Origin of the sequence: Pectobacterium betavasculorum (assembly GCF_000749845.1) — a bacterium.
Taxonomy (GTDB): domain Bacteria; phylum Pseudomonadota; class Gammaproteobacteria; order Enterobacterales; family Enterobacteriaceae; genus Pectobacterium; species Pectobacterium betavasculorum.
This window is the reverse complement of sequence record NZ_JQHM01000002.1, coordinates 253,527-272,704: the sequence shown is the minus strand read 5'-3', so window position 1 is coordinate 272,704 and position 19,178 is coordinate 253,527. Positions and strand designations below refer to the sequence as shown.

15 protein-coding genes and 1 pseudogene are annotated in these 19,178 nt (G+C 52.3%); 9 read left to right on the top strand and 7 right to left on the bottom strand.

Annotation, left to right across the window (positions count from 1 at the left end; translation table 11 throughout):
• Window positions 1-53 precede the first annotated feature (53 nt).
• From KP22_RS08755 to KP22_RS08735, 5 genes are all read right to left on the bottom strand, one after another.
• Window positions 54-998 carry an amino acid ABC transporter permease gene (locus tag KP22_RS08755; protein ID WP_039303656.1) on the bottom strand — a complete coding sequence of 315 codons (945 nt, stop codon included), beginning with the start codon at window positions 996-998 and terminating at the stop codon, window positions 54-56.
• The gene (locus KP22_RS08750) at window positions 995-1,891 is read right to left on the bottom strand and encodes an ABC transporter substrate-binding protein (protein WP_039303659.1); all 897 of its coding nucleotides are present in this window, start codon (window positions 1,889-1,891) and stop codon (window positions 995-997) included. Before KP22_RS08750 ends, KP22_RS08755 begins: the two co-directional genes overlap by 4 nt.
• A 425-nt stretch (window positions 1,892-2,316) precedes the next feature.
• A complete protein-coding gene (gene licT / locus KP22_RS08745; RefSeq protein ID WP_081926236.1) occupies window positions 2,317-3,165 on the bottom strand; it encodes a BglG family transcription antiterminator LicT in 849 nt (282 codons plus the stop codon).
• A 146-nt stretch (window positions 3,166-3,311) separates the two neighbouring features.
• Window positions 3,312-4,739, bottom strand: coding sequence for a glycoside hydrolase family 1 protein (locus tag KP22_RS08740; RefSeq protein ID WP_039323755.1), 1,428 nt, complete (start codon window positions 4,737-4,739; stop codon window positions 3,312-3,314).
• 67 nt (window positions 4,740-4,806) lie between these two features.
• Entirely contained in the window at window positions 4,807-6,783 is a 1,977-nt protein-coding gene (locus tag KP22_RS08735; protein ID WP_052012499.1) for a beta-glucoside-specific PTS transporter subunit IIABC, read from the bottom strand.
• Between the two features lie 485 nt (window positions 6,784-7,268).
• Here KP22_RS08735 and maeB point away from each other — a divergent pair, with 485 nt between their 5' ends.
• Both maeB and mtr read left to right on the top strand, forming a co-directional pair.
• Window positions 7,269-9,548 (top strand): NADP-dependent oxaloacetate-decarboxylating malate dehydrogenase, encoded by a 2,280-nt coding sequence (maeB, locus tag KP22_RS08730; protein WP_039303669.1) that lies wholly within the window; start codon window positions 7,269-7,271, stop codon window positions 9,546-9,548.
• Window positions 9,549-9,743: 195 nt separating this feature from the next.
• The gene (mtr, locus tag KP22_RS08725; RefSeq protein ID WP_039303673.1) at window positions 9,744-11,018 is read left to right on the top strand and encodes a tryptophan permease; all 1,275 of its coding nucleotides are present in this window, start codon (window positions 9,744-9,746) and stop codon (window positions 11,016-11,018) included.
• 78 nt (window positions 11,019-11,096) lie between these two features.
• On the opposite strand, the gene KP22_RS08720 is transcribed toward mtr, so the two are convergent.
• Window positions 11,097-11,549, bottom strand: coding sequence for a YaiI/YqxD family protein (locus tag KP22_RS08720; protein ID WP_039297674.1), 453 nt, complete (start codon window positions 11,547-11,549; stop codon window positions 11,097-11,099).
• A gap of 3 nt (window positions 11,550-11,552) precedes the next feature.
• Window positions 11,553-12,485, bottom strand: coding sequence for an oxygen-dependent coproporphyrinogen oxidase (hemF, locus tag KP22_RS08715; protein WP_039303888.1), 933 nt, complete (start codon window positions 12,483-12,485; stop codon window positions 11,553-11,555).
• Window positions 12,486-12,666: 181 nt separating this feature from the next.
• Between hemF and KP22_RS08710 the strand changes: the two genes are divergently transcribed.
• The 7 genes and pseudogenes from KP22_RS08710 (at window position 12,667) to cysM (ending at window position 19,175) form a co-directional block, all read left to right on the top strand.
• Window positions 12,667-13,092 carry a GNAT family acetyltransferase gene (locus tag KP22_RS08710; RefSeq protein ID WP_039303676.1) on the top strand — a complete coding sequence of 142 codons (426 nt, stop codon included), beginning with the start codon at window positions 12,667-12,669 and terminating at the stop codon, window positions 13,090-13,092.
• A 257-nt stretch (window positions 13,093-13,349) separates the two neighbouring features.
• Window positions 13,350-13,949 (top strand): RpoE-regulated lipoprotein, encoded by a 600-nt coding sequence (locus tag KP22_RS08705; RefSeq protein ID WP_039323751.1) that lies wholly within the window; start codon window positions 13,350-13,352, stop codon window positions 13,947-13,949.
• Window positions 13,950-14,114: 165 nt separating this feature from the next.
• Window positions 14,115-15,014, top strand: coding sequence for a Dyp-type peroxidase (locus KP22_RS08700; protein ID WP_039303683.1), 900 nt, complete (start codon window positions 14,115-14,117; stop codon window positions 15,012-15,014).
• A gap of 311 nt (window positions 15,015-15,325) precedes the next feature.
• A pseudogene (locus KP22_RS08695) lies at window positions 15,326-16,351 on the top strand (sulfate ABC transporter substrate-binding protein); the annotation flags it as partial.
• Between the two features lie 2 nt (window positions 16,352-16,353).
• Window positions 16,354-17,208: a sulfate/thiosulfate ABC transporter permease CysT gene (cysT, locus tag KP22_RS08690; protein ID WP_039323749.1), complete on the top strand. Its 855-nt coding sequence runs from the start codon at window positions 16,354-16,356 to the stop codon at window positions 17,206-17,208.
• Window positions 17,208-18,119 (top strand): sulfate/thiosulfate ABC transporter permease CysW, encoded by a 912-nt coding sequence (gene cysW / locus KP22_RS08685; RefSeq protein WP_039323746.1) that lies wholly within the window; start codon window positions 17,208-17,210, stop codon window positions 18,117-18,119. Before cysT ends, cysW begins: the two co-directional genes overlap by 1 nt.
• Window positions 18,120-18,293: 174 nt before the next feature.
• The gene (cysM, locus tag KP22_RS08680) at window positions 18,294-19,175 is read left to right on the top strand and encodes a cysteine synthase CysM (RefSeq protein ID WP_039303696.1); all 882 of its coding nucleotides are present in this window, start codon (window positions 18,294-18,296) and stop codon (window positions 19,173-19,175) included.
• The last annotated feature ends 3 nt before the right edge of the window (window positions 19,176-19,178 follow it).

Genomic DNA, 19,178 nt, shown 5'->3' with positions numbered 1-19,178 from the left:
CATTGAGTGCATGCCATTGTTAGCCAGTCGTTGATGCGCGATTGCCCGCCGGTTCAGGTGCTGGGGGATTCGCTGGGGTGTGGTCTGTTCGTTGGCTGAGCACGTTGGATAAACCTTGCGGCACGCGGTTTGCGGCTTTTACCAGGTTTGCTGTGTTTGAGCGTGGAACGGCCAAAATAGCGTTCTACGTAGTATTGGCCGACAGACAGCACGGAAGTCAGCAGCAGATACCAGATAGTGGCTACCAGCAGCAGCGGGATGACTTCATAGGTTCGCTGATAAATGATCTGGGCTGAATACAGCACATCCTGAAGTGAAATCACGGAAACCACCGCCGTGGTTTTTAGTTGGCCGATGACCTCATTGCCCGCCGGAGGCAGAATGGCGCGCATCGCCTGCGGCAGAACGGTGTAGAAGAATATCTGCGGTTTACGGTATCCCAGCGCTCTGGCGGCTTCCAACTGACCGGGGTTAACGCTCTGAATACCTGCGCGAACAATCTCCGCCGCATAGGCAGATTGATGCATAACCAGCGCTAGCACCGCAGCATTAAATGGGCTGATGAGCGTATTGCCAGGAACGCTGAACACCTCTCCGAAAAATGGCAGCGAGAGCGAAATAGTCGGATAGAGCGCAGCAATGTTGTACCAGAGAAACAACTGTACCAGCGTGGGGACGCCACGGAAAAACCAGGTGTAACCCCAACTGACCGCCACCAGTACCGGGTTGCTGGATAGGCGCATCAGCGCCAGTATTGTGCCGCCACCAAAGCCCAGTACGACCGATATTGCCGTCAGTTTCAGCGTCATGATGACGCCCTGAAGAATGGAGTCTTCCGTAAAACTGTCCACAACGACTCGCCATTCAAAACGGGGATTATTCAGTACAGAATGGGCGATTGCACCTAATAGCAGCAGAACCAGTAGGGCGCTGAGCCAGCGCCCGTAGTGTCGGTTGGCGACGATGTGTAGCTCCTGATGTGGCGAGGAGAGACTCATCCGAAGATCTCTGCGTTACGTTTCGCCTCTGGGACCGCGCCGTAGCCGATATCCCACTTATCCAAAATCTTCTGATAGGTGCCATCTTTAATCAGCGAGTTCAACGCTGCTTGAACGGCATCTTCCAAAGCAGAGTTTTTAGGAAACGCAATGGAAACTGGTGCGTCGTTCACAGAGATATCGCCGCTGATGGTCAGTCGTTTGACCTGACTCACCTGATAGCGTAATCCTTCATAGGGGCCGAAGAATAGCGGGACACGTCCGCTGATCACCGCCTGTACACCAGACGGACGATCCGGGAAGATCGCGACTTTGATCGGAGCTTTCTGCTCCGTGGCGCACTGTTTGCTGGCTTCCTGTAAACGCAGCAGTTGGGTTGTCCCCGCTCCTGCGCCAATTTCTTTACCGCACACTTCACTAAGTGAGGTAAATGGCGCAATGTTAGCGTCTTTAAGGGAAATGATGGCCAATTTTGACGCGTTGAAATAGCCGATAAAGTCGATCTGCTCAAGACGTTTTGGCGTCGCGTTGATATTCGATAGCGCCACATCGTAGCGACCTGATTTTAGACCGGGAATGATATTGTCAAATCCACCGGTATCGTGCCAGTTCACTGGCACGCCCAGTCGGTCGCCAATCGCGTTCATGATATCGATTTCGCGCCCTGCTAGCGTCTTATTATCTTCCTGATAGAAGGTGGTAGGTGGCGTATTGGGATTGGTGCCTGCCACGATAAAGCCTTTTTGTAAGACGGCTTCAGGCAGAGTGGTTTTCAAGGCCGCATCAGGCTGTACCTGAAAAGTGCGCGCAGTGGGGACATTTTGATCGGCAGAAAAGGCCGGTGGCAATATGCCAAGCATAAATAACGGAAAGACAAACAGATGTTTTTTCATTGTTTTTACCTGGGTTAACTGGCATGTCTTTTTTCATTGGACATGGAAAAAGGACATGGAAAAATAAATGCATTTCTCTTATCAAAAGAAAAGGGACTGATGCGGTATGTGATTTGCCAAACGGCATTTTTTGACACCTTTCTCTTTTAATCTTCAGGGTAAAACCGAACAAATAAAAAAAGGTTATAAGTTATAAACGAGCGGTTTTGTTACTTTTGTTTTTGCAAGAAAGAAGGGCGGAAGTTATTTTTATCTATAATAAACAGAAGGATATTCGAAAATGTTTTTGTTTACACCTCAACGTGAAGGCTAAAGACGAAATATCGAAAAGCAAAGATGAACCGCATATATACGCAATACCTTCCAGATGATAATAGGCGCGACACTGCCCGATAACAGTGTTTTTTCTGGTTAGCGTGTCGGACTTATTCTTGCGGAGCGATGCGGACGATATGAATAATCAGGTACAGCATTTCATCGTTAGAGATGTCGATATTGAGCAGGTTGTGAATATAGTCTTTGATTAATCGGCTGCATTTATAGGCATCAGGGTATTCTTTGGTGACCTGACCAAAAATAAAGTCATCATTTGAATGAATCAGGCTCTTTTCCAACAGACGTTGGATAAAGAACTGCATGTGCGTCAGGAAGCGTGAATAATTAATCGACTCTTTATCAATCACGATATGGAAGTTGTACTGGATGATATTAAAGATATCTTTCAGCATTTTGACTGACTGGAGCGTGTTCTCCATATTCTGGATGTCGGTTTGCGCGTTGACCAAATGAAACGCGATATTGCCCGCTTCTTCTTCTGGTAACTCCAGCGCCATCTGCTGGTTAATGTCGTTGAGCGCCCGCGAAGCAATCGCAAATTCCTGCGGGTAAAACCGCTTTACCTCATAAAGCAGACGATTTTGTATGCTGATGCCTTTGCGATAACGCTCAATCGCAAAGCTGATATGGTCGATCAGCGTGAAAAAGACCTGCTCGCTCAAGCGGCCATGAAGCTGCCGGTTTGCATCATCAATAATCTTATTCACGATGTGAACATACTCTTCCCCAACGTGCTCAATCAAACGGGCAAATTCGCGTGGTGATGGGCCACCTTTGAGAATAAAGGTTTTCTCAATTTTGGCTGGATCGAGAACATCTCCAGTCTTGCTGTTAAAGCCGATCCCTTTCCCCATGACAATGATTTCGTTGTTATCTGCATCAGAAGATAAGACCAGGCTATTATTCAGTATTTTTATTGCTTTTATCGGTTCAGCCATCATGCGTTTCTTGAGTGATATCAGTGGGAGCGTCAGTGAAATAATAACCCATTTCTTCTCTTTCATGTTGCGGGTGAATTGTCCCGCAACATGAAGGATTCAGAGTAGGCTTATCCCCGTTTTAACCTCGTGTCAGAGGGGCCGTATTAGGGCGCGTGGGGAAATAACCGGGCACCATTTGATTCTATGACACTCTGGTACCAGTAAAAACTTTTCTTTTTGATACGGCGTAGATCTTTCAGATCGAATTCATCGCGGTTCACATAAATAAATCCGTAGCGCTTACCGTAGCCCTGATGGGTGCTGACCACATCGATCGCCGACCACGGACAATAGCCAATCAAATCAACACCATCGCTGATGGCGAGCTGCATCTGTTCAATATGACGGGCAATAAAATCGATGCGGTATTGATCGTTGACTGTACCGTCGGCCTCAAGTTTATCCGGTGCGCCGATGCCATTTTCCGTAATCAGAATCGGCAGATGATAGCGCTCGTAGGTTTTACGCAGCGTTAAGCGCAGGCCAACGGGATCGATGACCCAGCCATAGGGCGTTTTATCGACGTGCGGATTTTCCGCTGCACGATAGACGCCGGATTCGCCCAGCATGATTTGCTGATCGCCCGCACGGGCGCTGACGTCCGATGCATCGCCTTTGCTGGCGGCAATGGTGGCGGTTGAATAATAGTTGATCGCCACGTAGTCGGGCTTTCCTGACTGTAGGATCTCGTCATCGCCGGGCAATGTCTCCGGTGCCAAACCGCGATCTTCCAGATAGCGCCAGGCCAGTGCGTTGTAGCGGCCATGTACGGCGACATCAAGAAAGCTCCAGCAGCGCAGCGTTTCCCAGTTGTGTGCGGCGATGGCATCTTCCGGTTTGCTGGTGGCCTGATACATCGATGTGGTGTTGATCGCCGGACCAATAAAACCGTTGGGTGCGAGTTCGTGACACAAAGCCATGACCTGCGCCTGCGCCAGCATCATGTGGTGGTTCTGTTGATACAGCACTTTTTTGGATGGCAAAACGCCACCCTCCGGCAAGCCAATCGCGCCGGGATGCAGAATCATGGTGTTCTGCTCATTAATCGTTAGCCAGTATTTAACCTTGTCGCCGAAATGCGTAAATAGCGTGCGAGCGTAGTGAACAAAGGCATCAATCGTGGCGCGATTTTGCCATCCGCCCTGTGCCTCAAGACAATAAGGCAAATCGAAATGGTAGAGTGTGACGACCGGTTCGATACCGTGCGCGTTCAGTTCATCAATCAGTTCGTTGTAAAACGCGATGCCCAGCGGATTGATGGCACCGGTGCCGTTGGGGAGAATACGCGTCCAGGCGATAGAGAAACGGTAAGCCTTCAGCCCCAGCTCGGCAAAAAGCTGCACATCGTCTTTAAACCGATGGTAGTGATCGCTGGCCACGGTGAAGTCAGCGGTGTTTTCCGGGTGCTGACACTTATCAATGATCGATGGGCTTTTCCCATCGGCCTGCCAGCCACCTTCTACCTGATAAGCTGACGTCGATGCTCCCCACAGAAAGCCCGCAGGGAAGTGTTTTTGTTGTTGATAGTGCATATAATTTTCTCCCATCAAAAAAGAGGGTAAAGGCAGTGGGTAGGGCACCCACTGCCATTGTGGGCGGTCAGGCGTTCACTTTGATGATGGTATCCGTCGGTGCGATCCGCTGTGGCGTAGTACAAACGATGCTGGCGTACTCATCGCTGTTGATGATCACGACTGGCGTAATCGGGTCATAGCCCAAACGCGTTATCTCATGCAGATCGAAGCTAATTAACCTGTCGCCAGCGGTGACACGGTCGCCCGGTTTGATATAGCCGGTAAAGTGCTTGCCGTTGAGGTTCACCGTATCAAGGCCGACATGAATCAGTAATTCCAAACCGCTATCCGTGCGGATACCGATGGCGTGTTTGGACTCAAGGAATGTGATGATTTCGCCACTGACGGGTGCGACCACTTCACCGTTGTCAGGAATAATCGCAACGCCTTGCCCCAGTAATTCCTGAGAGAATACGTCATCGTTGATGTCACTCAACGCGACCAGCTTGCCGGACAGCGGGCTGAGAATGGTTTGTGGCTCAGTGTGGCTTTCTTTGGTCTGTAATTTTTGTGTGGTATTAACCGCCGGTGCAGATTGGTGCTGGTTTGCCTGAGTCGGATTGGTTTTGGCGTTATCAGTTTCATCCACCGGATCGTCGAATCCCATGACCCAGGTGAGTGCAAACGTGACGACAATCGCAATGGTACAGGTGATCAGCGCATGGACGATGTTCATCGGATTTTCGCCAATAAAGGCAGGTAGCGCTGCCAGCCCCGGTGAGACGAAGGCATAGCGAACCAGACCGGCTAAACCAGCATAGATGCCCGCGCAGCCCCCGCCAATCATGGCGGCAATCAGTGGTTTCTTCAGTTTCAGTGTGACCCCGTATAAAGAAGGCTCGGTGATACCCAACAGGGCAGTGAAGCCTGCTGAAGAAGCCAGCTGTTTCAGGTTTTTGTTCTTGGTTTTAAACGCGACGCACAGCGTGGCGGCACCCTGAGCAATGTTGGAAGCCAGCATGCCGGGTCCGTTGATCATCTCAAAGCCGTTGCGGGTAAGCTGCGAGGTGGCAATCGGCGTCATCGCCCAGGCGGTGCCGGTGATGACCAAAAACGGTTGCAGGCCGCCCATCAGCATCGGAATAAGCCAGCTCGCCTTTCCGTCGATGATAGCGGCACCGCTGGCAACCAGATCGTTGAGGAATATACCGAAAGGCCCAATCACCACCAGCGCGAGCGGCGCGGTAAACAGCAGCACGATCATCGGCTTGGTGAAAAATGTGATCATCGAGGGTGAGATTTTTTCAGCGAAGCGCTCGATGTAGGACATGATCCACACGGTGAGGATGATTGGTAACACCGATCCGGCATAGTCCGCCAGCCGAACGGGAATACCGATAAAACTGATTGGCCCGCCTGATGCCAGCAACTGAGCCAGATTGGGGTGCAGCAAGGCGCCAGCAATCGTCATCGCCAGAATCGGGTTACAGGCGAACTTGATGGAGGCACCGTAGGCCAGCAGCACAGGCAGGAAGAAGAAGGCTGCATCAGAGATGGTATCCAGCAGGCGATAGGTCGTGCTGTCGGCGGAAATTAATCCGGTCAGTTTGAGGATCGCCAGCAGCGCTTTAATCATCCCTGCGCCGGTAATTGCTGGAATCACGGGGGTGAAGGTGGTGGATATTACGCTGATAATTTGCGAGAAAATGCCGCCTTTCTTCTGCTGTTTCTTGTTGTCAGAATGGCTGCCTGTATGGCGCTGGCCGTTCATCTTGCCAAGCTCATTCAAAATCGCCCTGTAGGTGATTTGAACGTCGTTGCCGATCACCACCTGAAACTGACCGCCGCGATCGACCACGCTGATGACACCGGGGAGCTTCGCAATTGCTTCTGCCTGTACGGCATGACTGTCGTTGAACTCAAAACGTAAACGAGTGGCGCAGTGGGTCAGTTTGCTGACATTCTGCTTGCCGCCGCTCAATGTGAGTATGTCGACTCCAAGTTTTTGATAATTCGTTTTTTGATAATTCGTTTTTTGATAATTCGTTTTTTGATAATTCATAGTCTTTACCCTGTGTTGACGCCAATTAGGCCAAAAAAAAAGACCAAAATAAAAATGCACCTCTTAAAAAGAGGAAATGCATTTTTACTTTGGTCTTGCCTGCCGTAGCAGTAGCACGCCGCGATAAAAATAGGCTGGTGTAACGTGTTTGTGTTGCGCCGCAATATCAGCATGCGGTGCCAGAGTTATGCAATGGACTCAGGTGAATTAATTGATCTGGATCACAAACAATATCGCCGTTTGCGATCCTTTCGCGCACGGTATCTCAATTTCGTTCACAGATAATAGCATTCAACCGCGCCAGCATCGCGCGATTTCTTGCTGTAGCGTATCTGGCTGCTGAACAAAAAAACGTCAAATAAAATAACTATATTAACCAGCATTGCCCCTCAGTTTTTGCCATCCTCGGTAGTTTCGCCATTGGCAAACACTATACTGGGTACTCTTTACCCTACAGATACAACAAAACCGAAAAGGTACATAAAATGGATGAACAGCTAAAGCAAAGCGCCCTGGATTTTCACCAGTATCCGATCCCCGGCAAAATTCAGGTTTCCCCGACTAAACCGCTGGCGACGCAACGCGATCTGGCGCTGGCGTATTCCCCCGGCGTGGCGGCACCCTGTCTGGAAATTGCGGCAGATCCGCTGGCCGCTTACAAATACACCGCGCGCGGCAATCTGGTCGCCGTTATCTCTAACGGAACGGCCGTGCTGGGTCTTGGTAATATCGGTGCACTAGCCGGTAAACCGGTGATGGAAGGCAAAGGCGTCCTGTTTAAAAAATTCTCCGGCATTGATGTTTTCGATATCGAAGTTGATGAACTGGATCCAGACAAGCTGATCGACGTGATTGCTGCGCTGGAGCCGACGTTCGGCGGTATCAATCTGGAAGACATCAAGGCACCGGAGTGTTTCTACATCGAGAAGAAACTGCGCGAGCGCATGAAGATTCCCGTCTTCCATGACGATCAGCACGGTACGGCAATCATCTGTACCGCCGCTGTTCTGAACGGCCTGCGCGTCGTAGAGAAGAATATTTCCGATGTGCGTCTGGTGGTGTCCGGTGCGGGCGCGGCGTCTATCGCCTGTCTGAACCTGCTGGTGGCGCTGGGTCTTCAGAAGCACAACATTGTGGTGTGTGATTCGCGCGGCGTGATTTTCCACGGTCGTGACGAAAATATGGAAGAAACCAAGGCCGCTTACGCGATTGAAGACAATGGCGCACGCAAGCTGGCTGATGTGATCCCCAATGCGGATATCTTCCTTGGCTGTTCCGGCCCCGGCGTGCTGACGCCAGACATGGTCAAAACCATGGCACCACACCCGTTGATTCTGGCGCTGGCAAACCCAGAACCAGAAATTCTGCCGCCGCTGGCGAAAGAAGTACGCCCAGATGCGATTATCTGTACTGGTCGTTCAGACTACCCAAATCAGGTGAACAACGTGCTGTGCTTCCCGTTCATCTTCCGTGGCGCACTGGATGTCGGTGCGACCACGATTAACGAAGAGATGAAACTGGCCTGCGTGCACGCGATTGCCGATCTGGCTCTGGCGGAGCAGAGTGAAGTGGTAGCCTCTGCCTACGGCGATCAGGAACTGTCATTTGGCCCTGATTATCTGATTCCGAAACCGTTCGATCCGCGTTTGATCATCAAGATCGCACCGGCGGTGGCGAAAGCGGCAATGGATTCCGGTGTGGCGACGCGTCCGATCGAGGATTTCGATGCCTATGTCGAAAAACTGACTCAGTTCGTCTACAAAACCAACCTGTTCATGAAGCCGATCTTCGCACAGGCGCGTCAGCAGCCGAAGCGCGTGGTATTCGCCGAAGGTGAAGATGCTCGCGTATTGCACGCCACGCAGGAGTTGGTGACGCTGGGGCTGGCGTTCCCGATTCTGATTGGTCGTCCGAGCGTCATCGAAATGCGTCTGCAAAAGCTGGGGCTGCAACTGACCATCGGTAAAGATTTCGAAGTGGTTAATAACGAATCCGATCCGCGCTTCAAAGAATACTGGAGCGAGTATTTCGAACTCATGAAGCGTCGCGGCGTGTCGCAGGAAAAAGCGCAGCGTGCGGTGATCGGCAATCCAACGCTGATTGGTTCGATCATGGTTCACCGTGGCGAAGCGGATGCGCTGATTTGTGGCACGATTGGCACCTATGAAGAGCATTTCGACGTCGTCGAGAAAGTGTTCGGCTACCGTGAGGGCGTACATACAGCGGGGGCGATGAACGCGCTGATGCTGCCGAGCGGCAACACCTTTATCGCTGACACCTACGTCAATGCGGATCCGACGCCGGAACAACTGGCAGAAATTACCCTGATGGCGGCAGAAAGCGTACGTCGTTTTGGTATCGAACCGAAAGTTGCGCTGCTGTCGCACTCCAGCTTCGGCACCTCGGATTCCCCGACGGCGCAGAAAATGCGTGCAACGCTGGCGCTGGTGAACAAGCTGGCACCGGAACTGGAAATTGATGGCGAGATGCACGGCGACGCCGCGCTGGTGGAAGCGATCCGCCGCGAGCAAATGCCGGACAGCCCGCTGAAAGGCTCAGCCAACATCCTGATCATGCCGAATATGGAGTCTGCGCGTATCAGCTATAACCTGCTGCGCGTGTCGTCTTCAGAAGGTGTGACGGTTGGGCCGGTGCTGATGGGGATTTCGAAACCAGTACATATCCTGACGCCGATTGCTTCGGTACGCCGGATCGTGAACATGGTCGCGCTGGCGGTGGTGGAAGCACAAACTCAGCCGCTGTAAGTTATTTCCAGTAATACAGACAAACCCAGTCGATTGTTGGCTGGGTTTTTTTATTTACCGCAGTTTATTGACCCAAAAACTGTCTGACCTGTACGAATTAATGGAATAATTTTCGTTTTATGCCATGATCCCGCCTCGTCTGTAGGAGCCCCTTTCCCCAGACTCGATAAAAAAACCAACGAGCGAATATCGGCTATGGCAACACGCGCAGTGAAAGAAAATACAGTAGAAAAAAGCGGTACAGAAAAGCGACTTCCTTCGCTGTTTGGCGGGTCGATGATTATTGCAGGGACGATTATTGGCGCTGGGATGTTTTCCCTGCCGGTGGTGATGTCGGGCGCCTGGTTTTTCTGGTCATTTGCCGTGTTGGTCTTCACCTGGTTTTGCATGTATCACTCGGGGCTGATGATACTGGAAGCTAACCTCAATTATCAGGCCGGAGCCAGCTTTGATACGCTGACCAAAGATCTGTTGGGTAAGGGATGGAATGCCATTAATGGCATATCGATTGCCTTTGTCCTCTACATTCTGACCTACGCGTATATCTCGGCGAGTGGTTCAATCATTCACCACACGCTTGCTGAGATGTCGATCGATTTCTCTGCTCGTGTCGGTGGCTGTCTGTTTGCGCTATTTGTTGCGTTTACCGTGTGGCTGAGCACGGCGGCAGTGAGCCGCATGACCGCCTTTTTTCTTGCTGCAAAGGTACTAACCTTTTTCATGACGTTCGGCAGCCTGCTGTGGAACGTTAAGCCGGTTGTTTTACTCAATGTTGCGGAAGAGGCACCCAGCTACCTTCCGTATGTGTTGATGACATTGCCATTTTGTCTGGCCTCTTTTGGTTTTCATGGCAACGTTCCCAGTTTGGTGAAGCATTACGGTCACCAGCCACAGGTGATCAAGCGTTGTCTGTTTATTGGCAGTGCGCTGGCGCTGGTGATGTATGCCATCTGGCTGATTGGTACGATGGGAAATATTGCTCGTCCTGATTTTATCGGGATTGCGGAGCGGGGCGGTAATATTGATGTTCTGGTGCAGACATTGGGCGGCGTGCTAAACAGCCCTTATCTGGATGTGTTGCTCACCGTCTTTTCCAACTTCGCCGTCGCCTGTTCGTTTCTTGGGGTAACGCTGGGGCTGTTTGACTATCTGGCTGATTTGCTGAAATTTGATGATAGTCGAATCGGAAGAGCGAAAACGGCGCTGGTGACCTTCCTGCCGCCTATTATCGGTGGGCTGTTTTATCCGAACGGTTTTATTTACGCGATTGGGTTTGCCGGATTAGCCGCCACCGTATGGGCGGTGATTACGCCTGCGTTGCTGGCGCTTGCATCGCGTCGTCGCTTCGGTAGCCCGATGTTCCGTGTTCGTGGCGGTAATGCGATGGTTGCGCTGGTGCTGCTATTTGGCGTCGGCACCGCGCTGATACACATTCTTTCCAGCCTCGACTTGCTACCGGTTTATCGCTAGTCGATATCGCCATCCCTGTGAACTGCTAAAGCAGAAGACGCGGGATGGCGAGCGTTCCAGATAACGGTACTCGGATAGCTATGACTTCCGCACCTGCTGCAACCACTTGTCCAGTTCATTAGCAAACTGTTGACGATCCCGCTGGTTCAAGGTGCTGGGGCCACCGGTCTGTATCCCGCTAGCGCGCATGGTGTCCATAAAATCTCGCATGTTCAGCCGTTCCCGAATGGTATCCGGCGTATAGCGCTCTCCGCGCGGGTTCAACGCGATGCCACCTTTTTCTATCACTTCTGATGCTAGCGGAATATCGGCAGTGATCACCAAATCGCCCGATTCAACGCGGCGTACAATCTCATTGTCGGCGACGTCAAAACCTGCCGCGACGCGCAGCGTGCTAATAAAGCGTGACGGCGGCACTTTTATGGTCTGGTTGGCGACCAGCGTGACCTGCATTTGTGTGCGATCCGCCGCGCGAAATAGCACTTCTTTAATGACGTTAGGACAGGCGTCGGCGTCGACCCAAATCTGCATGACTTATGCTTCCTTGTTGTGCGTATTACTTTCTGCCAGCCAGTCTCTGGCGGGCAAGAAATCTCGATAAAGTGCGGCTTCCGGGCTATCCGGTTCTGGTTGATGCTGGTATTCCCAGCGTGCCAGCGGCGGCATGGACATTAAAATGGACTCGGTGCGTCCGCCGCTTTGCAGGCCAAACAGGGTACCGCGATCCCAAATCAGGTTAAATTCCACATAGCGGCCACGACGATAGAGCTGGAATTCGCGCTCGCGCTCTCCCCACGGCAGATCTTTGCGTCGTTCGACGATGGGTAGATAGCCATCGAGAAATCCGTTACCGACGGCACGGATGAAGGCGAAGCTGGTAGCAAAATCAGGTTCGTTCAGATCGTCAAAAAATAGCCCGCCGATGCCGCGAGCCTCGTTACGGTGTTTGAGAAAGAAGTAATCGTCGCACCATTTCTTGTAGCGGGGATAGACATCGTCGCCGAATGGCTGGCACAGGTCGTGGGCGGTCTGATGCCAGTGTACCGCGTCTTCTTTAAAGCCATAATAGGGCGTCAGATCGAACCCGCCGCCAAACCACCAAACCGGTTCTTCTCCCGGTTTCTCGGCAACGAACAGACGTACGTTGGCGTGGCTGGTGGGAATGTAAGGGCTTAGCGGATGAATCACCAGCGACACGCCCATCGCCTGAAAGCTACGACCTGCCAGGTCGGGTCGATGCGTGCTGGCCGAAGGGGGCAATGACTTGCCAGTCACGTGGGAAAAATTTACGCCAGCGCGCTCAAAAATGCGCCCGCCCGACAGCACGCGACTGCATCCGCCGCCGCCTTCTGCACGCTGCCATTCATCCTCGGCGAAATCGGCTCCGCCATCGATCGCTGCAAGCTGCTGACAGATATCTTTCTGTAAGCTAAGCAAAAAATGTTTTACCGCGTTGATGTCAGACATAGTGGGCATCTCGTTTCCATAGCGATGGTGGCACAGCAATAAGGCGTGCAGTATACCATCAATAAAATCGATCCCCGGACACTCGTTGTGTGATTCCTGATAGCGGCGCGCAATTATGGATTGCGTCTGATAAAAATCACGCGATAATCACGATTTACCTTATTGCAAAATGGCGACTGTGATGGAAATCCGCATATTCAGGCAGGATGACTTTGAAGCCGTGATCACCCTCTGGGAACGCTGCGATTTGCTGCGCCCGTGGAACGATCCTGAAATGGACATCGAACGTAAGCTCAATCACGATCCCGATCTATTTCTGGTCGCAGAGGTGAACGGTGAAATCGTGGGATCGGTAATGGGTGGTTACGATGGCCACCGCGGTTCGGCCTACTATCTGGGCGTACACCCGGATTTTCGCGGGCGCGGCATTGCGAATGCGTTGATTAGCCGGTTGGAGAAAAAGCTGATTGCCCGCGGCTGTCCGAAACTGAATCTGATGGTGCGCGAAGACAACGACGCGGTAATCGGCATGTATGAAAAGCTCGACTATGAGATCGTCGATTGCATCTTGCTAGGAAAGCGTCTGATTGAAGATCGGGAATATTGATTGTTATTTCACTGACGCTAAACTGCTGCAAGGGCGTCATCGTGAGATGGGGTCTGAAGGAAGCGTGGAGGAAACACGACCTGACGAACAGAAACCTGCTACAAGGCTCATCCGATCGACAGAACGAGCATTAGGTAAATGCCAGACATCAGCGTCATATTGTCTTTTACGGCACTTTTCGTCGCTCGCAGACTCCAATCCCCATCTTGCTAGGGTGGCTGACGACGGAAGCCGTTCAATTTTGAGGAGTACACACCATGAATTTTCGCCCGTTGGGTTTATCGCTGGTGCTGGGGTTACCGCTGTTACTGGCCGGATGTAGCACGCTTTCCAATTTTTCCTGGTCTAGCCTGTCTCCGTTTAACTGGTTCGGCAGTGCATTACAGGTCACCGATGCTGGCGTCGGCGGCATCAATGCGGGTACACCGTTGTCCGAAGGAGCGTTACAGAACGCGCTGGATGGTAATTATCAACTGCGTAGCGGAATGGGGACATCCAACGGTCAACTGGTCGCGTTTTATCAGGCGCTGGACGGCAAAGACGTGAAGATGATCATCAGCGGCCAGCCGAAGGGCAGCGTGCGTAAAGTTGAAGTCATGGATTCGACGATTGCCAGTGCAGGTGGTGTGAAAATCGGTGACGCTTTTAGCAATACTTACAGCAAAGCGTTCGAATCCTGCCAATTGGGACAAGGTGACGATGCGCGGAGCGTTGAGTGTGCAGCGCCGCAGAGTCAGCATGTCAGCTATGTCTATTCCGGCGAGTGGGGCGGCCCGGAAGGTTTGATGCCGTCTGACGATATCCTGAAAACCTGGAAAGTGAGCAAAATCGTGTGGCATGCGCAGGCGCGAAATTAATTCATCTTGATGTAAAAGACTAATTTGTTTTTACGCAAGGTAAAAGTCAGGCGGCTTCGGGTATCATACCGCGCCGCCTGATATTTTTTTGGCGGCCGTACTCGGTATGACTACCGTAGTAAATGATAACAACAAAAGAAAAAACTGACGCTTGAGGAAGCAGAAATGACACCAATTCAAAGCGGTATTTTATTGGAACACCGCCGTTTTGCCATTTTTATGGAAGCGATGATTCAGGGAGAGTTTGATGCTATCCGACAGGGATGCAAAAAATTCTGTCAGACGCTACTAGAATTACAGCAGCAGTATCCCGATGCAGGATTAGGCGCGGTGCTGGCATTTGGCAGCGATGTTTGGCGCGATCTGGACTGCAATCACAGTGCGGCGGAGCTGAAGCCGTTCACGCCATTGGGTAAAGGGCTTGCGCCTGCAACGCAGCGCGATGTGTTGATCCATATCCAATCGCTTCGTCATGATGTCAATTTCACGCTGGCTCAGGCGGCACTGGCCGCGTTTGGCAGCGCGCTTCGTATCGAAGAAGAGACTCACGGTTTTCGCTGGGTGGAAGATCGTGATTTAAGCGGCTTTATTGACGGCACGGAAAACCCGCAGGGTGATGCCCGCCACGCCGTGGCGATTATCCCTGAAGGCCAGCCAGATGCAGGTGGCAGCTACGTGTTTACCCAACGCTGGGAACACAATCTGAAGCAGTTACAGCGTATTAGCGTGGAACAGCAGGAACAGATGATCGGGCGTACGAAGCAGAATAATGAAGAGCTATCGTCCGATCAACGTCCTGTGACGTCGCACCTCAGCCGCGTGGATTTAAAAGAAGACGACAAGGGGCTGAAAATCCTGCGTCAGAGCCTGCCTTATGGCACCGCCAGCGGGAAGAACGGGCTTTATTTTGTCGCTTACTGCGCGCGTCTGCACAACATTGAGCAGCAGTTGCTGAGTATGTTCGGCGATCGTGACGGTAAACGTGACGACATGCTGCGCTTTACACGCGCCGTCAGCGGCAGCTACTTCTTCGCACCCTCTCTGGATCAGCTTTTGTCCCTGTAAGATCCAACGTGTTTTCCTGATGCCTGTATCTGTGCAGGCATCGGTTCTTTCTACTTTTTCTCATTGGCTAGCCTGCCGCATTTTCTCCTTCTATCTCTTCTCTTTTTTCCTGTTATCTCTTGCCGTGGTGTTATGCCCTTTAGCGCTTAAAAACTCCGAAATAATATATATAAAGGTTATATGTTAACCACCGCTTCCCCTACACTGATTTGCGCTGACGAGTGCATTTTATTCAAAAAAATGGCTATGCAAACGATAGACCACCCATAACAAAGCCTACCGAATAGGCGCTAACTCTGGCAGGACATAAGATGAATCAAGTACAGGTGAAAGGCTGGCTGGTGAAGGGTTCTCTGGCGCTGTCATTGCTGTTGGGCGGGCAGAGCGCTGTCTCTGCTACCGAGTTGCTGAACAGTTCTTATGATGTGTCTCGTGAGCTATTTGTTGCGCTCAATCCAGGCTTTGAAAAGCAGTGGTTGGCGCAGCACCCCAACGATCCGTTGACGATCAAACAGTCGCATGCCGGTTCGTCTAAGCAGGCGTTGGCTATCCTGCAAGGCTTGAAGGCCGATGTTGTCACTTACAATCAGGTGACGGACGTCCAGATCTTGCACGATCGCGGTCAGTTGATTCCCGCCGATTGGCAGGCGCGTTTACCAAATAACAGTTCTCCGTTTTACTCAACCATGGCCTTTCTGGTTCGTAAAGGCAATCCAAAAGGGATTCACGACTGGAACGATCTGGTACGTGATGATGTGAAGCTGATTTTCCCGAATCCGAAAACCTCCGGTAATGCGCGTTATACCTATCTGGCAGCCTGGGGTGCGACGAGTAAAGCCAACGGTGGCGATGAGGCTAAAACCCGCGCGTGGATAACGCGTTTTCTGGCGAACGTCGCGGTATTTGATACCGGCGGTCGCGGGGCAACGACCACGTTTGTGGAGCGTCAGTTGGGCGATGTGCTGATCAGCTTTGAATCTGAGGTGAATAACATACGTAACCAGTACGGTGCTGAGAATTACGAGGTAATCGTTCCGAAGGTCAACGTACTGGCAGAGTTCCCGGTGGCGTGGATTGATAAGAATGTCGAGAAGAATGGCACAGAGCAGGCGGCAAAAGCCTATCTGAATTACCTTTATACGCCGGAAGCACAGAAGGTGATTACCGATTTTTACTACCGAGTGAATAACCCTGAGCTGGCGCAAACGCTAAAATCCCGCTTCCCAGAGACCACCTTATTTCGGGTGGAAGATCAGTTTGGGTCGTGGCCACAGGTGATGAAAACCCATTTCAACACCGGCGGTGAGCTGGATAAATTGCTGGCGGCTGGTCGTCAGGAATGTCTTTGGGGTCGGGTAACCTCTTTTCTGGTTCCAGTAAACGGGTGCTGCCGGGATTTGCGCTGAGTCTGGGCAGCAGCCTGCTGTTTGTCTGTTTGATTCTGCTACTGCCTTTAAGTGCGCTGGTGATGCAACTCTCTGAAATGAGTTGGGCGCAGTACTGGGCGGTGATTACCAATCCACAGGTAGTGGCCGCTTACAAGGTGACGCTCCTGGCGGCTGGGGTGGCGACGGTATTTAATGCGGGATTTGGCCTGTTAATGGCGTGGATTCTGACGCGTTATCGTTTTCCCGGCCGTGCTCTGCTGGATGGTCTGATGGACTTACCCTTTGCGCTCCCCACCGCCGTGGCGGGGCTGACGCTGGCCGCGCTGTTTTCAACCACCGGCTGGTACGGCGCATGGCTGGCAGAATACGGCATCAAGGTGTCCTATACCTGGCTTGGCATTACGGTCGCGATGGCGTTCACCAGTATTCCTTTTGTGGTGCGTACCGTTCAACCCGTGTTGGAGGATCTGGGTCCAGAATACGAAGAAGCCGCGCAGACGCTGGGGGCGAATCGCTGGCAGTGTTTTCGCTACGTCATTTTACCAGAATTAACCCCAGCGCTATTAACGGGCACCGCGCTGTCGTTTGCCCGCAGTCTGGGCGAGTTTGGCGCGGTTATCTTTATTGCGGGGAATATTGCCTGGCAGACGGAAGTTGTTTCGCTGATGATTTTTATCCGTTTGCAGGAATTTGATTTCCCTGCCGCCAGCGCGATTGCTTCCGTCGTGTTAGCGGTTTCCTTATTGATACTGTTTGCTGTCAATGTGCTGCAAAGCCGTTTTGGTCAACGGACCCGGAGCGTGTAATGGCGGAAATTCCTGACGTGAAGCGGCGGCGTCAACCTCAACCTCAACCTCAACCTCATCCTGTTCGGCAGGAGCGCAACTGGGCGAAAGCGGTGTTGATTGCGCTGGGCGTGATATTATCGCTCATCATGCTAGTTATCCCCTTGGTGTCAATTTTTGCCGCTGCGCTATCACACGGGCTGGGCGGCGTCTGGCGTAACCTGAGCGATCCTGACATGCTGCATGCGATTGGCCTCACGCTGCTGGTGGTCGCGATTGTCGTGCCTGTGAATCTGGTCTTTGGCACGCTGCTGGCGTGGCTGGTCACGCGCTTTCAATTTCCGGGGCGACAACTGTTGCTCACGCTGATCGACATTCCCTTCGCCGTCTCGCCGGTGGTCGCTGGTTTGCTGTATCTGCTCTTCTACAGCACCAATGGCCCGGTTGGCGGTTGGCTGGATGAACAGGGGCTACAGCTGATGTTTGCCTGGCCGGGTATTGCATTGGTGACGATATTCGTGACCTGCCCGTTTGTGGTCAGGGAACTGGTTCCGGTGATGATGAGTCAGGGCAGTCAGGAGGAAGAGGCTGCTGTGCTGCTCGGTGCGTCAGGCTGGCAGGTGTTCTACAAGGTGACATTACCGAATATTCGCTGGGCGCTACTCTATGGCGTGGTGCTCACCAACGCGCGGGCGATTGGCGAATTTGGTGCGGTATCCGTGGTTTCTGGCTCGATTCGTGGGGAAACCTACACGCTGCCACTACAGGTCGAATTATTGCATCAGGATTATAACAGCGTAGGGGCGTTTACCGCTGCGGCGCTGTTAACCGTGATGGCGATACTGACGCTGTTGATCAAAAGCGCCATCCAGTGGCGCCTTAATAGACAGGTGGCGCAAGGACGAGAACAGAACCCGCCAGAGAAGCCGTAAATTGAGATTGCTGGCAACGTCAGATTTTAGGGGAAACACAGGGATGAGGTTCCCGTAGGGATGCCTCGCCCTGTAGTAGCCCCGTGTATCTCGTATTAACCATGATAGGTTTGTCAGCAACGTTAACTTTATCGTTCACTCCGTAAGTGGGTGAGACACTTTAGGACTCAACTTGTGACAACGCTTGAGCAGTGTATTGGCAATACCCCGCTGGTGAGATTGCAGCGCATGACGCAGGGGTTGAAGAGTGAAATCTGGCTGAAGCTGGAAGGGAATAATCCTGCCGGTTCGGTAAAGGATCGCGCGGCATTCTCTATGATCCAGCAGGCGGAAAATCGCGGTGATATTACCCCCGGTGACTGGCTGATCGAAGCGACCAGCGGTAACACCGGTATTGCGCTGGCGATGATTGCGGCGCTAAAAGGCTACCGACTGCGCCTGCTGATGCCGGACAACATGAGCTATGAACGCCAGACTGCGATGCGTGCGTATGGCGCAGAGCTGGTGTTGGTCAATCGCAAGCTGGGTATGGAAGGCGCACGAGATCGTGCGAAACAGATGGTGCTGGCAGGAGAAGGGAAAATGCTCGATCAGTTCAATAATCCGGACAACTCGCTGGCGCACTTTCTCACGACAGGTCCCGAAATCTGGCAGCAGACGGCGGGCAAGCTGACGCATTTTATCTCCAGTATGGGAACTACCGGTACGATCTCCGGCGTTAGCCGCTACCTGAAACAGCAGAATCCGGCAATTTGTACGGTAGGGCTACAGCCTGCGGAAGGGAGCCACATTCCCGGTATTCGCCGTTGGACGCCAGACTATATGCCAGGTATTTTTCGCGCCGACCTGGTCGATCGTATTCTGGATATGACACAAGTGGACGCCGAGAATACGCTGCGGCAACTGGCGCGTCAGGAGGGCATTTTCTGCGGCGTCAGCACCGGTGGTGCGGTGGCTGGCGCGTTGCGGATTGCGGCGGAAAACCCCGGCAGCGTGATTGTGGCGATCGCCTGCGATCGCGGCGATAGATATTTGTCCACCGGGGTATTTGATTAAGGT